The following is a 16401-nucleotide window of genomic DNA, read 5'->3' as shown; positions in this document are numbered from 1 at the left end:
CCGGGTCGCGGGTGCGCTAACGCTTACGCCGCGCTACAAAAAAGTCGATTTACTCTTCTCTTCACCACTCACCACTCACCACTCACCACTCACCACTCACCACTCACCACTATTACAAATCAACCGCTACTTTGGTGGCTACGGCAATCTGGTAGAGGATTTGCGTGAGCGTTGAGGCTAGCTGCAGGTTATGCGTGGGTGCAGCGGGCATGACGAGGATTTCATCGCCTGGGCGCAGGTTCACGTTACGGGCGTTTTCAACCGCACCGTTCTGGCGTACTACAAGAATGTGATCGTCATCGGCACGCTCAGTGAAGCCGCCGGCGCTTTCAATGTAATCGATCACGTTCATGCCTGGCCGGTAGACAGCCGCTTGGGGCACCAGCACTTCACCACTGATCAGCATGGAGTCACTGACTTCTGGAATAGTGACTACATCGCCGTCCTGCAAGCGTATATCAGAAATACGATCGTTATAGGCGACCACCAAACGGCCACTGGGCTCTAATTCGCTGGCACGTTGAATAAAGTTTTGAATCAGTTCGGCTTCTTGTACTCGAATCTGCGCTTCTTCGTTTGTGCTTGAGGATGCACCTAGGTAGGTGGTTTCTAGGCGACGTAGGCTGTCTTCAAGGGACTGCGCCTGCTGCTCTTTAACACTTTCCCGGCGTAGGGAAATGCTCTCTACGGCCGTCATGTTTTCCGGTACGGCAATGGCGTCCAACAGTTCGCTTAGACGGGCATCACGAGGTAAAGCGTAGCGTGATGGGCCGTAGTAGCTCCCCTCCACTTCAACAACAATGGTTTCGCTTCGCTTATCGGCACTGAAGAGAACCTCATCGCCGCTGCGTATCGTTTGGCCGTAAAACATATCGATGGGGAAGTATTGAGCGATAGGCCCACTTTCACGATCACCACGAAGCAACACGTGCGAAACGCCACTCCTTAGCCGTGCCAAATTCACTAGCTCAGCACCGCTCAAAGTGCTGCCTGTCATCTCATAACGATACTCTCGGTGAACGTCACCACCAACAGCGATCGCCGGCCCGCGCTCTTCTACAACGATGGTATCGCCATCCTTAAATTGTGGGCGAGGAATGTTGCCGTTGATCAAGAAATCATAGAGATCGACAGTTGCCACATCGCGACCGTCTCTGATGACACGGATTTGTCGGTAACTACCCAAGTCCTGATCAATGCCGCCTGACTGATCTAAAAAATAGAGCAGTGAATCGTTTGGCGTTCCTGCGTAGCGCCCTGGGTTTTCGACATACCCGGTTACATACACCGCCACCGGCTGAACACCTTGAAGATTGGTGTATACCTCTACGTTATCAGGGTATACCGAGGTAATGGCTTGGCGAACGCTACCATCCACTTCCTGGCTGTTTTGCCCTTCTACGTTGAGAGGGCCAGAGCCGGGAATAAAAATATTGCCCTGGGCATCAACGGGTAGGACACGGTCAAATTCAAATGCTCCCCAAGCACGAACAGTGACTTGGTCACCAGGCTTAATGCGGTAATCTGGATTAAGGCCATCTCCCATCGCACCACGGAAACCGCCGCTGAACAGATTGGCGCCAAAAGGCGGCAACACATCCGGGTCTTGAGGTGCTGATACAACTGGCCCTACCGTTCCGCTGCGCCAATCTGCTCTTGGCGTATCATTTACTTGTTCCTGCTGGCTCACCTGTTCATTGGGAAGAATGGAGTCCGGCAAGCTTATTGCTTGCGCCCATGTCAGCGTCGTTATGCAGCTCCCAATCAGCGCTGTAGAGATAATGGCCAGTGGGCGGGTAACCTGTAAACGTTTCAGCATGTTGGCAGCTCGCATTAGTAACGCCCTTCTGTGGTTTCGATGACAACCCGTTGGTCTACCCAGCCATCAGGCGTTTTACACACTAACGCGGTACGGGCATTGCTGTTACCTGCAGCAACCACTTTGAGTTTGCGGCACTCACGACCACTGGCAGCTAGATAGGCGGCATCGGCGACGATCTCAACACCATTGCCCCATGGAGTACTGGCAACATTGATAATGCCGCCAGCAGGCGCCTGGGCTAAAAACCCATTGAGACTTTCATTCTGTATCAATGTGGCTGGATCATTATTAAGTACGTATTGCGCTTCTTGCTGCGTGTTGCTTGATGGATAGGAAGCGCAGCCGCTTAAAATGGCAGCACTAAGCACCGCCAACAGCATACGAGCTCGCATCACGGGTAAACGTTGAGGTGTCGACATCATTATTTCCAAATAAAAGGCACGCTACCGCCCAGGGATTATAACGGGCGTATTCCCTTGCCCTACTTTCTCTGGGTGGATGAAAGTGGATGGCACAAGCGCAACGCGTTTTTGCCAGCGCCCCATTGTAGGGGAATACAGCCAGCGGCTCTACATAGACAAAGACTGTACAGCTTATTCATTCTTCGTGTGAACATTGCGGCCGTTGAAAATCCAAAAAAAACGGCCACATTGATGAGACCGTTTCAATATAAACAAATTTTTTTTAATGCTTTAGCGCAATATTAGAAATGATATCGCGCTCCTGTCAGCCAATACGTCCGGTCTGCCGTACTTTCTTTTCGCATGCTAGGCGCATCACCATCCGCTAGCTCCACGAACACATCAAATGCACTGGAAATCTTATAGTAAGCCCCCGCGGCCCAAGCGTTGCTCTCTTCACCGTCGTCGCGGTCTACGTTGTAGTAATCTGCGGTAAATGCCCAGGGCCCAGTGGAGTAAGTACCACCCAGGCCTACCGTCTCGAACCCGCCGCCATAGGTATCGCTGTTGTCTTGAGTTTCGATACCTAAGCGCATTGATAGCTGATCAGATAGTGAGTATGAGCCGATAAGGCCATAAAGCATTTCGCCGTTTGCGCTACCACCGCCACGCACTACGTTTTCAACTGCGCCAAACCCGACCTTTAAAGCCCCCTGCTGGTACTGAACGCCGCCCTGAGCAGCGGTTACATCGCCTTCACTACTCTGTTCCGCAGCCGTTAATCCGCGCTCGCTGTAGTGTTTAACTTGTAGGAAAGAGGTGAAACCGTTTAGCTCAGGCGTGTAATAGGCAAGCGAGTCACCCCAGGACTGCAGACCCGATGATTTAAACAGCAAGCCGCGGTCTTGATAAACATCAAAGGGCATTGAGACAAACTGGGAGTACATGCTATTAAAATTACCTGCCAGCAACGTACCGTACTGTTTGCTCGCCAAGCCGATATAGCTCTGACGAATTTCGTTGAAACCTTGGTTAGTGTTTCGCTCGTCGCCGGTAAAGCGCCACTCCAAATGCCCAAAGGCGTTAAGGTCTGAAGTAACTTTGTGGCTCATTCGAAACCCAAGACGGGAGTAAACATCAACAAATTCAGCGCCGTCATTAACTTTATTTCCTGCGCTATTAAACTCAGGCCCACCGCCTGCAATACCCATGGAAATACGTCCATAAATATCCAGCTTCGTGCCATCCTGATCATAAAGCGTTGTGGCTTGAGCCGAGGAGATACTTAACAGGCTTGCTACCGCCACTGCCAACTGCTTCTTCTGCATTAGAAATAATCCCTTGATACGCTAATTTTATTGGCTGCTTTAGCTACTCAGCTGCGCAGCGGAATAATGTTATACAATATCAAGTTATTATTAAAGGAAAAACGTTCTTATTTGTATTAACTACAGAAAAGGCAATCGATGAGCCAAAAAAAACCGGCCTCTAAGAGGCCGGTTCTATTTGGTTCTGCTAGGCAGTTACCTTTCAAGCATGGTGTTTAAACCAAGCTTAGAAGTGGTAACGAGCGCCTGTCAGCCAGTATACGTCGTCGGTCAGGTCACCAAGGGTAACGTCACGATCAACAGTCGGCGCGTCGCCGTCAGCTAGCTCTAGGAACACATCGAAGCTGCTGGAAACTTTGTAGTAAGAACCAAGCGCCCATGCGTTACTGTCGTCCAGGCCACTGTCACGATCTACGTTGTAGTAGTCAGCAGTGAATGCCCAAGGACCAGTGGTGAAAGTACCACCCAGGCCGACTTTGTCGTAGCCGTTTTCGTCGTTTGCACCACGAAGAGCGTAGCTGTCGTTGTTGTCACGAGCTTCATAGCCCAGACGTGCAGAGAACTGGTCTGTGAAGTCGTAAGAACCGATCAGGCCGTACATCACTTCGCCGTTACCGCCGCCACGCTGAACGTCATCAACAAAGCCTAAACCGATGGTAACAGGACCTTGTGCATAACGAACGCCACCCTGTGCTGCAACAACTTCACCTTCAGAAGATTGCTGAGCTTCAGTTAGACCGCGCTCGCTGTAGTGCTTAGCTTGCAGGTAAGCAGTGAAGCCGCTCAGATCAGGTGTGTAGTAACCGATTGAGTCGCCACGTGACTGCTTCGGGTGACCAGCGAATTCAAAACCACGGTCGATGTAAACATCGAACGGCAGAGAAACGAACTGGTTGTAGAAGCTATCGAAGTTACCCGCTTGGAAAGTACCGAACTGGTCGCTTTGCAGGCCGAGGTAGCTCTGACGAACTTCTTTAAAGCCGGTATTGCCGTTACCGCTAGGGCCAGTACGCTCGTCACCATCGAAACGCCACTCAAGACGACCAAAAGCAGTCAGGTCGCGAGAAACTTCGTGGCTCATGCGCAAGCCAAGACGTGAATAAACGTCTACGAACTCAGCGCCGTCATCAATTTTCTGACCAGCGTTATTGAATTCAGAGCCGCCACCAGCAACACCCATGGCGATACGGCCATAAATGTCCAGCTTGGTACCGTCTTGGTCATAAACAGTTGCAGCTTGTGCTGCAGCTGAGGCACCCAGGGCACCAACGATAGCAGTCGCTAAAAGTGTTTTTTTCATGATGTAAGTTCCTTAACTCGTATACTGTTTCGATCGTTGCTGCTCAGCTCTTAATAAGCTGGCAGTTGGCTTTTGCGGGCCATGCTCTTTTGCCATCCGCCGGTTTTTCCCGGTGGTATGCGGCATGTCCTCAACTAAGCCTTGTTATAGTCCAATGCTCGCAGAACAAACTCTATACCGGGACTCCAGGGAACGCAATAGAAAAAAACAGTGTTTTTTTACTAATTGTGCTTTTTTATGGAACCCCTGCCGCCAGGGTTGGTCTCAGCGGCCTTTAAATTTCTGCTGCAGGTCTAACAATTTGTCTTCCATGCTAAGCGGTTTACGCGGCTCAGCTTTTTTTACTTCATGTTCTACTTCATGCTGCTTAGGAGCCACTATACGGGGCTTTTTAGCAGCAGGCGACGAATTAGATTGCGCTTTTTTGGGCTGCCCAACTACTTTCTGATCACCGCGTTTTTGTGACGCATGAAGTGCTGCTTCTTTATCGACTTTGCCAGCGGACTGGCCATCCAAATCTACCCGTTCTGCACCCTCTCGCACTGCTTTTATATAGCGCGGCAGGTTCACATAGTTGGCCAAGGCGCGACGAATCAGCTTATTGGGCCACTCTTCACGCTCAGCAAGCTCTTGGTGGATACCTATTTTCAGCGGTTTGGTATGCCCCTTAAAGAACGCTTTGGGGTATCGCTCGTACCATTGATTAAGCAGGGCATGCGGTGAAGGTGCTTTGGCCGTTTCAGCAGGAGTAGCTTCAACAGGGTCAGCTTCGACAGAGGCAGCTTCGACAGAGACAGCTTCGAAAGGAACAGTTTCGTCAGATGCACTCTTTTCAGGTACCGGAACGTCAAGTGCTTGTGTGTTGAGGGGCTGTGCTTCCAAGGACGGTGCTTCCAAGGACGGTGCTTCCAAGGACGATGTTTCCAAGGACGATGCTTCCAAGGGCTGTGTGCCAAAAGCCACTTCACTAGATGTGTCAGCTTTTATTGTAGCCGCGGGCTCAGAGCTTGGCACGCTTTGCGCTTGGGCATCTTTCTGCGCCAATTGCTGCTTTAGCCGCTGGTTTTCCTCACGCAGGGCCAGTAGCTCAGCTTGTGTGCGTTCAAGACGCGTTTCTAAGTCATCTAGCATATTCATTAAGCTGGCGGCCATAGCCTTCTCCTTTGCCCTTTTCAGTCGGCGATGCGCTCGTAGACGACAAAATCATAGCTTGGCTGCCCTTCTGCTGGCTGCCCCGCTACGCGCTGTACTTCTCGCCACTCGTTGGGGTCGAAGTCAGGAAACGTTGCGTCGCCCTCTACGTCGATGTCCACTTCCGTTATGTACAGCCGTTGGGCAAAGGGTAACGCCTGGCGGTAAATTTCACCGCCTCCCATTACCATGATCTCTTCTGCCGCCTCAATGGTGGCATGCTGGTCGGCTAGTTCTAGCGCTGCAGGCAGGTCGTGGCACACGCGTATGCCTTCATGAGAAAACTCGGCGTTGCGGGTGACGACGACATTAAGCCGATTGGGCAGTGGCTTGCCAATGGAGGCATAGGTTTTACGCCCCATCACCAGCGGTTTTGCTTGAGTAATGCGTTTGAAGAACTTTAAATCTTCAGGCAGGTACCAGGGTAACTTGCCGTCTACACCGATCACTCGATTTTTAGCCATGGCAACGATCATTGCGACCGGCACTAGGGAGTCGAAAGCGCCGTTTTGGTTACTCATATCGTTTTGCTGGCTCATACCGCCACCTCGGCTTTTATGTGCGGGTGCGCCTCATAAGCGTCAATGTGAATGTCTTCAAAACGGAATGCAAACAGGTCGTCTATTTCGGGGTTAAGCACCAGCTTAGGCGCTTCCTTGGGTGTGCGCGACAACTGCTCTTTGGCCTGATCAAGGTGATTACTGTAAAGATGGGCATCGCCGAGGGTGTGGATAAATTCACCCGGCTGCAGACCGGTCACTTGAGCGACCATGGTTAGCAGCAAGGCGTAGCTGGCGATATTGAACGGCACGCCGAGGAAAATGTCAGCGCTGCGCTGATAAAGCTGGCACGACAGTTTTCCATTGGCAACATAAAACTGAAATAGGCAATGGCAAGGCGGGAGCTGCATTTCATCGACCTGGGCCGGGTTCCAGGCCGAGACAATCAGCCGGCGCGACTGGGGCGAGGTGCGAATTTGGCCAAGCACTTTAGCAATTTGGTCAACGCTGCCGCCTTTGGGGTCGGGCCAACTGCGCCACTGGTAGCCGTAAACGGGGCCTAGGTCACCGTTTTCATCCGCCCACTCGTCCCAGATCCGCACACCGTTCTCTTTTAAGTAGGCGATGTTGGTATCGCCTTTCAGGAACCACAGGAGTTCGTGAATGATTGAGCGCAGGTGGAGTTTTTTGGTGGTCAGTAGCGGAAAGCCTCGCGATAAGTCGAAGCGCATTTGATGGCCAAACACGGAGCGCGTGCCAACACCTGTACGGTCGTGGCGGTCAACGCCATGCTCCAGAACGGTTTGCATCAAGTCTAAATAAGGCTGTTCAAGCGCGGGCGTTGTAGCAGTCACAGAATTTCCAAGTTAACGGGCGGTGTAGCGGTTTATTCTAGGCGCCCATAGCTGCCCGGTCTAGCGGTGCTGGCCTGTTAGCGTTATCCAGTTAAGCCCGGCACCGCTTCGCGCTGCTCCCGCGGGTGCGCCTGAGGCTTACCACGCGCTACTAAATCTCGCATGCACATGAAGCATGGGGGTTCAAAGGGAGTGTGCACATTATGAACGTGGCCGTGGCACGTAATCACACCACCGAAATAGAGTGAGTGCACAAACCGTAGCGCGTGGTAACGAATCTCGCGAGGTACGAGCGAATGAGGCACCCGCGGGTGGCGGCGGAACGACGCCTGGTGGCACCCAACCAACCTTGCCTGCACGAGCCAAACCCGGCACCGCTTCGCGCTGCTCCCGCGGGCGTGAACTTACCCCAAACAGCTTCAGCCTACTAATTAGGCAAATTTAACAGTCCAGGAAGCTCAGTTAACAACATTTTATTTTCTGCATAATGATGAAGCTGATTATAGGTGCTCAAAAGCATCAGACTCGAATCTCGCGCAATATTGATCGCTTCTGCAAACTCGCGAGCATTTTCCATGTACTCATGAACCAACTGGTTACGAAGTTTTCTGGCAATCAACCACCCTTCAACACTGTTTACTACGCCTAAGCGTTCAGCCCGATTAAGTGTTTCAATTTGACTGCCCGGTTTTTCCGCAAGCGCCTGTAACCAGCGAGGTAATAACTTGTCGGCTAGCGTATCTTGCATTCGGCCAAACCTGGAAACGAATGCTTCTAAGAAAACCGCTTCTTGTGGCTGATCATCTAACGTCTCTACCCATGTTTGGGTAATCAGCTTTTCTTCAGCAAATAGCGTAAGCCAACTGTATGTTAAATGATCCCCTTCGCGCTTTACTACGTTAAGCGTAGACACGAAGCGCTCAACCGGAAGAAGACCCTCATATTAGCTCTCCGTTAGTAAGCGCTTCCTCATACACAGGTGACAAGGGTGTTTCTGGATCATAAATCAATATGTCGATTGGCTGGTCACCCAGGCGCATCTGTAACCGAGCCGTCATGGTCAACATCTTGATCATTTTGCCCGTCATTGGCTCATCGCTCTTGACTAAAATGTCAATATCCCCACCCTTGAGATGGTCGTTTAAGCGGGAACCAAAGAGCGCAAGCTGAACATTTTTACCAAAAACTTCGCGACCTACCTGCTTTACAATCGCTTTTTGCTCTTCACTGAGTCTCATACCACACCTCTGTACCAACTCAATTTGGCTTTATCGTGCACAGCTATTACCCAACAGGCTCTAGTGACACACTGGCATTATAACGCTATTTCCAACTGGATCAGGCAAGGCTCTCTGCCCCCATCAAACCTTAACATCCACTGGCTGGGAGCGTGACCAGGCAATAATAATGAAGCCCAGTGCGATCATCGGCAGGGTGAGCAGCATGCCCATGGTGACCCAGCCGAAGGCGATAAAGCCGATGTGGGCGTCGGGCATGCGGACAAACTCGACCATAAAGCGGAATACACCGTAGCCGATTAAGAATAGCCCGGATAAAAAGCCGCGCGCTGTCGGCTTGGCGGAGACCCACCAGAGAATGGCAAACAGCACGACGCCTTCTAATAACGCCTCATAGAGCGCTGATGGGTGGCGCGGTTCAGCGCCCATGCCGGGAAACGGCATCCCCCAGGGCAGCGAGGTTATGCGGCCTGGTAACTCATGATTTATAAAGTTACCGATGCGCCCGGCGCCTAAGCCAATCGGAACCAACGGGGCGATAAAATCGGTGAGCGTTAGGAATGCCAGCTGTTTGCGCCGGGCGAATATCCAGGCGGCGAGCAATACGCCGAGTAGGCCGCCGTGGAAGCTCATGCCGCCATCCCATACGCGGAAAATCCACAGTGGGTCAGACATCCACTGCCCTAGTCCGTAGAACAGCGCGTACCCTAAGCGCCCACCGGCAACGACACCGATTGCACAGTAGAAGAGCAAATCACCGATATCATCATTATTGAGGCCGATACGCGATGCACGCCGACAGCCAAGCCACCAGGCGGCGACAAACCCCACTACATACATCAGACCATACCAATGGACTTGCAGCGGCCCCAAGGAGATAGCCACTGGGTCAATCGTCGGGTAATTAATCATTTACACTCTCTAATCTGACCAAAGGAAATTGTTCATTTACGAAGCGTTGAAAGCGCCCACTCAACAAGCCAAATACTCCCCGGCTAGGAGAGCAGGAAGCGAATCCCTACCACCGCCAACAGTAGCGCGAAGGAGAGCCGTAGCGCATGGGCAGGCAAAACGTGGGCAAGTTTAACGCCTAAGCGGGCAAATGGAACGCTGGTGATAACAATACTGAAGAACGCAGGCCACATAACAAAGCCAGTCGCCCAGGCAGGTAGCAGGGGATTTCCCCACCCCACCACGATAAACGCCAGCGCTCCCACCAGCGCAATAGGCAGCCCTACTGCCGCAGCTGTGCCCACCGCCTGGGTCATGCTGGCACCGCAGCGCGAGAGCAGCGGCACCGTCATGGCACCGCCGCCAATTCCAAACAGCGCTGAAACAGCGCCAATTGCGACACCCGCCAGCGCCATTACCCAGTTGCCTGGCGCGACACTGCCGGGCTTGGGCGTTAAACCAAACACCATTTTGGCGGCAATGAGTAGAACGAAGATGCCAAACATAGTTCCCAGCGACGAGCCGGAGAGATTGTCGGCAACAAACACTCCGGCGACGGCACCTAATACCAACCCTGGCAGCAGTGCTTTAAGCCATGCACGGTGAATGCTGCCTCGACGGAAATGGCCCAGGGTTGAGGATGAACCGGTGACAAGGATGGTGGCGAGGGAGGTGCCAATGGCTAAATGCATGATAATTTCTGAGGCGATGTTTTGCAGCCCAAACGCAAACACCAACACGGGAACAATAATAAGCCCACCGCCCACGCCAAACACACCGGCCATTGTGCCTGCGACGGCCCCTAGAGCTAGGTAAATCAATAACGTCATGACCATGGTCATTCAGGGGGAGTCGATTTAATCGTGCCTGGAAACCAGTGAGTAATCATTTTAAGCAGGGTTTCGGGTTGATACGGTTTGGCAAGTAAGTCATCCATGCCAGCGGCTAGACAGGCATCGCGCCCGGCATTGTCTGCATTGGCCGTTAGTGCAACCAGCACGCTTTGGTTGCCACCACGGTTTCGCTCGAACTCGCGCCAGCGCCGAGAGGTTTCAAGCCCGTCCAGGATGGGCATAAAGATATCCATGAATACCAGGTCAAAGTTAGTGCTTTGTTGGCGCTCCAGCGCCTGCTCGCCGCTGCTAACACCTTCTACCCGCAGGCCTTGAGTCTCCAGCATTTGCCGGGCTAGCATCAAATTCACTGGTCCATCGTCGACAACCAGTACACGCAAATTGCGCTGCAGCGCGGCACGCTCGCCATCACTTCCAGCCTCACCGATCCCATCACCTTGCTGAACGAGATTGGTCAATAGTGCACGGATATCCGACACGTGTTCGTATACTTCCATGACATTTTGCCGACAATTATCGGTAATTTCTTTATCAGCCATGGCGTTTAAGTGGTCTAACAAGTTGTCTGTTTCATGCTGCAGTAGCGTTAGGTAGCCTGATTTCAAACGCGACTCTTCCCGCGCCCTTTCTCGGCCAGCCATCAAGTGTTTGAGCTGGCGTTGCTGGTGCTGAAGATCGTCCAACAGGGATTGTTCATGCTCCTGCCGCGTGTTTTTGGTAGCGGCGCTGGCTACTTGCGAGCAATGCATACAACGCTCAAGACCGGCGAGTACTTCATTAACGCTGGCCAGCCGCTGGAGGGGCAGATGAGATTCGTCGGCGGCATCCGGCGGGGAGCATTTATGCTCGGGGAGTGCACGCGCTGCGGTGGTACACAGAGCCTGACTATGGCGCTCAAGTTCGGTGAGTTCTTGCATAAAACGGGCGTCTTTATGCCGAGCGCGTGTTTTAACCAGCATAAGAAAAGCGCAGACATTCAAGCTACTGCCAATCAGCAGGGCTGCCATTAACCACAGCATGGTGCTCCAGGAGGCGTTACTTGGCGACATCCACCACATCATGGCGCCGACTATCAGGCAAAGCACAACTAAAGCAGCTTGCACTAGCAGCAGTGGCCATAGCAGAGGCCAAACAATGGCGTTCCAAAAGTGCTCCCTTTGATAACGTTGCATGATCTCGCCTTCCTGTTGATCACATGGCCGCTGATAACGTGACCGCTTTAAACTTTGCACGAACTGCCGACACTCACACTTTTCTGTGTGAGGATTTATGCTACAAATATGATACTGATGTAAGTGTACGTCTACATTTCGTTACTGTCATGCAGCGCTTGCGTTGAACGCTTTCCACCCTTTTCTTCTATGAGTTTGTTATGTGTTTAATATCGTTTGCTTGGCAACCCGGCACGCCCACGCCTTTGCGGCTGATGGGTAACCGTGATGAGTTTTATGCTCGCCCCACTGCGCCAATGGATCACTGGCGAGATAGCCCTGACGTTGTCGGTGGGCGCGATTTAGAGGCCGGTGGCTCATGGCTGGCGGCCAAGCGTGGCGGTGTAGTGGCCACATTAACCAATGTGCGTGACGTGCAATTAAGTGTGCCACCCGGCGCTCCGAGCCGCGGCGAATTGGTCGCTAATGCCCTACAGTGTAACGATATTGAAGCATGGTTAAGCGAGCTTAGCCAGGGAGAGGCGTTGCGTTATGCAGGCTTTAACTTATTAGTCGCGACACCAACGCGGCTTTGGCACTTGCACCGGGGCCGAGAACGCTTGGCTCTCAGCGAGGTGCCCCCGGGCGTACATGGATTGTCCAACGCCGACCTCAACTCCCCCTGGCCAAAGCTATTACATGTACGTGGGGCACTTGAGCACGCTATTTTGCAACAGGGTCACTTGCAGGCATGGCCAAACGCGGTTCAGCGCGCAATGCAAAACCCGCAAGAAGCGGCTGTCGAGGCATTACCGAATACCGGCGTTGGCCTTGAATTGGAGCGCCAGCTTTCGGCAGCGTTTATTGTTGGCGAGCGCTATGGCACCCGTGCCACTTCGTGGCTAACCCTAGACAGCCAAGGGCATATCAAGATTACCGAACAACGCTTCGGGCCGCTGGGTCGCTTTGAGGGTGAAACCACCCTTGCGCTGCCCAGCGATTCGCTAGCATCAATGCCTTAGAGTCTGTTGACTGTGCAAGGCCTAGTCACGGGGTGGCATCAAATGCGACAGCTGCCACTCATCCATACGCCCCTCTAAATGGGTGTGCACCTGGGCAGGTGTATCCAGTTCCATCACTTCTTTGAGCAGTTTCTCGGCATCGCCAAACGGTACTCGGCGAATAGCCGCACGCACTTTGGGCAGGCTGGGCGCATTCATGGAGAGACTGGTAAAGCCCATGGCCATGAGCAGCAGCGCCCCGGCCGGGTCGCCGGCCAATTCACCGCACAGTGAAATGGGCTTATTGAGTCGCCTGGCATCCGTGGAAAGCTCTAGTAGAGCACCGAGCAGCGCCGGGTGCAGCGCATCGTAAAGGCTCGATACGCGCGGGTTGTTGCGATCTACCGCTAGTAAGTACTGGGTTAGGTCGTTGCTGCCCACGGAGAAGAAGTCGACTCGTTTTGCTAGCGCGTCCATTTGGTAAATAGTGGCGGGCACTTCGATCATTACGCCCACCTGGGGCCTGATGACAGTAATGCCCTCTTCGCCCAGTTCTAGAATCGCACGATCCAGCAGGCGCAGGGCTTCATCGACCTCTTCGACGTTGGTGATCATCGGGAACAGAACGTAGAGGTTATCCAGGTCGATAGAAGCTTTGAGCATGGCGCGCAGCTGCACCATCAGCACTTCCGGGTGATCCAGGGTGACGCGCATACCGCGCCAGCCTAAAAACGGATTGGCCTCCTCAATCGGGAAATAGGGCAGGTCTTTGTCACCGCCAATATCCAGCGTGCGCATCACCACCGGCAGCGGTGCAAAGCCTTCGAGCTGGTCACGATAGAGCTTGGTTTGCTCTTTTTCGCCGGGGAAACGTTCGGTAATCATAAACGGCACTTCGGTGCGGTAGAGCCCCACTCCACCGATGCGGCTTTTCAACAGCGCGGTGGCATCGACCGCCAGCCCGGTATTGACCATTAGCGGCATGATGTGGCCGTCGGGGGTGGCGCTGGGCAGATCCTGTTCGTGCTCAAGCAGTTCGCTGAGCGCCTCTTCTTCGGCGATCAGACTTTCATAACGCGCCGTAAGTTCAGGTGAGGGGCGTACAAACAGCCGGCCACGGTGGCCGTCCAGAACAACCGGTGCACCGCCTAGCCGCGGCAGTGGCAAATCCACCATGCCCAGCACCGTAGGAATGCCCATGGCGCGGGCCACAATCGCTACGTGGGACGTGCTGGAGCCACGTACCGAGACCAGCCCTTTTAGCTTATCGCGTGGCACTTCACCCAGCATGGCCACGCTGATTTCATCACCGACCAAAATGGCGTTATCGGGATAGGTTTCCGGCGTAGAGGGCGTATCTTCTTGCAGATGGGCAAGCACCCGGCGGCCCAGATCACGAATATCCGCCGCCCGCTCACGCAGGTAGTTATCGTCGACTCGCTCTAAGTACTGCACGTGGCGGCGGACTACGTCGGCCAATGCGCCTGGTGCCCACTGCCCTTCACGAATACGCTTTTCCACTTCATCGGCCAGCGCCGCTTCACCCAACATTTGTTGGTAGACATCGAACAGCGCCAGCTCTTGTGCAGAAATACGACTTGCCAAGCGCTCGGCCGCCGCACGAATTTCGCTACGCGTTTTACCGATGGCCTCCTTTAACCGCGCTACCTCATAGTCCTGATCGCTGGGAATGAGGTCAGGCACGCTATTAAGGTCAGAGGGTGGGGTAATCACCACCGCCTCCCCCATGGCCATGCCTGGCGAGGCTGCAACGCCTTTAAACATTGCTTGCCCACCGGCAAGCGCCGGGCGCAGCAGGTTACCTGTCGCTAATGCGTGGGCTAGAACACCTGCCAACTGCGCCGCCATGGTGACCAGGAAGGCTTCGTCTTCATCATCGTAGCGGCGCTTTTCTGCTTGCTGAACAACCAATACGCCGAGCATGTGGCGCTGGTGAATAATCGGCACGCCCAGAAAGCTGGAGTAGCGCTCTTCGCCAGTGGCTTCAAAATATCGGAACTGGGGGTGCGTCTGGGCATCCTCAAGGTTAAGCGGCTCGCTGCGTTTGGCCACCAATCCCACCAAGCCTTCGCCCAACGGCAGTACGACACGACCTACTGCTTGAGTGCGCAGGCCAATCGTCTCCATCAACACCAGCGACTCAAGCTCCTTGTCGTAAAGATAGAAGGAGCACACGTCGGTCTGCATCGCTTTACGAATTCGGCGAACCATCGTGGACAGCGCAGCCTCAAGGTTGCGCGCGCCATTCACTTCCTGAATAACTCGTCGCAACACCTCAAGCATGGACGTTTTACTTTTCACTATTATTTGCCTCGCTGAGGAATTTCCTGGCAAACTGCCGCCGCTCTAGTTTGGGCAGCGGTTTGTTACCCTATTTCTTCCGCCCTATTCTTCATCCTGTGCCAGGCGCTGAACGCGGGGAGACAACTCTCGTAGCGCGCGCCGATATACCTCTCGCTTAAAAGGCACTACCTGCCCTAGCGGGTACCAGTAGCTCACCCACCGCCACCCATCAAATTCGGGGGTTGGGGTTGCCGTCATACAGATTTGGCTTTCCTGGCAACGGATTTTAAGTAAAAACCACTTCTGCTTCTGGCCTATACAGACCGGACGCGAATGTGTGCGAATCATACGTCGTGGCAGACGGTAGCGTAGCCAGCCCCGGGTGCAGGCAACAATATCAACATCGTCGGCGGTTAGGCCGATCTCTTCGTAAAGCTCACGAAAAAGTGCTTGTTGTGGCGTCTCGCTTGCATTGATGCCCCCCTGGGGAAATTGCCACGCATTTTGTCCTACCCGACGCGCCCAAAGCAGCTGCCCCTGGCTATTGGCAATGATGATGCCAACATTGGGGCGAAAGCCGTCAGCGTCGATCACGGACATCACCTTATAAATTTTCAGTTGTCCCCATTTTTCCACAAGGGTGACAAGCGTATCAATACAATATAACGCTAAGTCATGAATGCTTACTTGGTATTAGCCTGAGTGCTGGTGGGAATGGCCGGGCGACTCTGCGATAATCCGCGTCCGCTATTTGCCTTACTAGCGTTTTTTACACCAATACTAATCGCTTACTACCACTGACTAGAAAAGGGGAGCGCCGTGAGTCTGGCCATTTTCGATTTGGATAATACGCTGCTATCCATCGACAGCGATCATGCCTGGGGCGAGTTTTTACTCGAACAAGGCGCCGTCGACCCAGTCGCTTACCGGGAAGCCAACGATCGCTTCATGGCCGATTACAAAGCAGGCAACTTGGATATGGCGGCCTTTTTAGAAGTGGCGCTTAAGCCATTGGCCGATAACTCTCCTGAACAGCTTTCTGCTTGGCACCAGCAGTTTATGGCCAGCAAAATCGAGCCAAGTATTCTGCCTAAAGCGGAAGAGCTACTGGCGCGCCACCGCACCAAAGGCGACACGTTGCTGATTATCACCGCTACCAACCGCTTTATCACCGCACCTATTGCCGAGCGTTTAGGCGTTGATCACTTAATCGCGGTGAACCCAGAAGTCAAAGAAGGCCGCTATACGGGCCGCGTGTCGGGCGTTCCCAGCTACCGTGAAGGTAAAGTCACCCGTTTGGAAACGTGGCTGGAAGGTCAAGACCTGACTATGGAAGGCGCGTGGTTCTACAGCGACTCGCACAATGATTTGCCACTATTAGAAATAGTCGAGCACCCCGTCGCCGTCGACCCCGACGACACCCTGCGCGAAATCGCCAAAGAGCGCCAATGGCGGATTATGAGCTTGCGGGATTAGTCTGTGGTGAATCGTGAATCGTGAATCGTG

At 53.4% G+C, this 16401-nt stretch carries 16 protein-coding genes; 2 read left to right on the top strand and 14 right to left on the bottom strand.

The annotated features are described in order from the left end of the window. Positions 1-112: 112 nt before the first annotated feature. From A6R74_RS20730 to A6R74_RS20675, 12 genes are all read right to left on the bottom strand, one after another. Positions 113-1819 (bottom strand): polysaccharide biosynthesis/export family protein, encoded by a 1707-nt coding sequence (locus A6R74_RS20730; RefSeq protein WP_240488288.1) that lies wholly within the window; start codon positions 1817-1819, stop codon positions 113-115. Positions 1820-1833: 14 nt separating this feature from the next. Then, a complete protein-coding gene (locus A6R74_RS20725; RefSeq protein WP_064236362.1) occupies positions 1834-2241 on the bottom strand; it encodes a DVU3141 family protein in 408 nt (135 codons plus the stop codon). 284 nt (positions 2242-2525) lie between these two features. Further along, positions 2526-3551, bottom strand: coding sequence for a porin (locus A6R74_RS20720; RefSeq protein ID WP_064236361.1), 1026 nt, complete (start codon positions 3549-3551; stop codon positions 2526-2528). A 226-nt stretch (positions 3552-3777) separates the two neighbouring features. Next, a complete protein-coding gene (locus A6R74_RS20715) occupies positions 3778-4851 on the bottom strand; it encodes a porin (RefSeq protein WP_064236360.1) in 1074 nt (357 codons plus the stop codon). A 264-nt stretch (positions 4852-5115) separates the two neighbouring features. Then, a complete protein-coding gene (locus A6R74_RS20710) occupies positions 5116-6003 on the bottom strand; it encodes a ProQ/FINO family protein (protein ID WP_064236359.1) in 888 nt (295 codons plus the stop codon). 20 nt (positions 6004-6023) lie between these two features. Beyond that, on the bottom strand, positions 6024-6581 hold the full coding sequence (locus A6R74_RS20705; RefSeq protein ID WP_064236358.1) for a dihydrofolate reductase: 558 nt from the start codon (positions 6579-6581) through the stop codon (positions 6024-6026). Then, on the bottom strand, positions 6578-7396 hold the full coding sequence (locus A6R74_RS20700; RefSeq protein ID WP_064236357.1) for a thymidylate synthase: 819 nt from the start codon (positions 7394-7396) through the stop codon (positions 6578-6580). The genes A6R74_RS20705 and A6R74_RS20700 overlap by 4 nt, the downstream gene beginning before the upstream one ends. A gap of 427 nt (positions 7397-7823) precedes the next feature. Next, positions 7824-8309, bottom strand: coding sequence for a hypothetical protein (locus A6R74_RS20695; RefSeq protein ID WP_064236356.1), 486 nt, complete (start codon positions 8307-8309; stop codon positions 7824-7826). Between the two features lie 25 nt (positions 8310-8334). Beyond that, positions 8335-8634, bottom strand: a complete 300-nt coding sequence (locus A6R74_RS20690; protein WP_064236355.1) for a nucleotidyltransferase domain-containing protein — start codon at positions 8632-8634, stop codon at positions 8335-8337. Positions 8635-8757: 123 nt separating this feature from the next. Then, complete coding sequence (gene lgt, locus A6R74_RS20685; RefSeq protein ID WP_064236354.1) at positions 8758-9546, bottom strand: prolipoprotein diacylglyceryl transferase; 789 nt, start codon at positions 9544-9546, stop codon at positions 8758-8760. An 83-nt stretch (positions 9547-9629) separates the two neighbouring features. Further along, positions 9630-10415, bottom strand: coding sequence for a sulfite exporter TauE/SafE family protein (locus A6R74_RS20680; RefSeq protein WP_373557068.1), 786 nt, complete (start codon positions 10413-10415; stop codon positions 9630-9632). 8 nt (positions 10416-10423) lie between these two features. Further along, the gene (locus tag A6R74_RS20675) at positions 10424-11611 is read right to left on the bottom strand and encodes a response regulator (RefSeq protein ID WP_064236352.1); all 1188 of its coding nucleotides are present in this window, start codon (positions 11609-11611) and stop codon (positions 10424-10426) included. Positions 11612-11811: 200 nt separating this feature from the next. On the opposite strand from A6R74_RS20675, the gene A6R74_RS20670 reads away from it, so the two are divergent. Continuing rightward, positions 11812-12612: an NRDE family protein gene (locus A6R74_RS20670; protein ID WP_064236351.1), complete on the top strand. Its 801-nt coding sequence runs from the start codon at positions 11812-11814 to the stop codon at positions 12610-12612. A 21-nt stretch (positions 12613-12633) separates the two neighbouring features. On the opposite strand, the gene ptsP is transcribed toward A6R74_RS20670, so the two are convergent. Together ptsP and rppH are read right to left on the bottom strand one after the other, a co-directional pair. Continuing rightward, on the bottom strand, positions 12634-14895 hold the full coding sequence (gene ptsP / locus A6R74_RS20665) for a phosphoenolpyruvate--protein phosphotransferase (RefSeq protein WP_064236350.1): 2262 nt from the start codon (positions 14893-14895) through the stop codon (positions 12634-12636). Between the two features lie 102 nt (positions 14896-14997). Continuing rightward, complete coding sequence (gene rppH, locus A6R74_RS20660; protein WP_064236349.1) at positions 14998-15489, bottom strand: RNA pyrophosphohydrolase; 492 nt, start codon at positions 15487-15489, stop codon at positions 14998-15000. 225 nt (positions 15490-15714) lie between these two features. Between rppH and A6R74_RS20655 the strand changes: the two genes are divergently transcribed. Further along, positions 15715-16371, top strand: coding sequence for an HAD family hydrolase (locus A6R74_RS20655; RefSeq protein ID WP_064236348.1), 657 nt, complete (start codon positions 15715-15717; stop codon positions 16369-16371). Positions 16372-16401 lie beyond the last annotated feature (30 nt).

Origin of the sequence: Halomonas sp. ALS9, assembly GCF_001651035.1 — a bacterium.
Taxonomy (GTDB): domain Bacteria; phylum Pseudomonadota; class Gammaproteobacteria; order Pseudomonadales; family Halomonadaceae; genus Vreelandella.
This window is presented reverse-complemented; position numbering and strand designations above follow the sequence as displayed.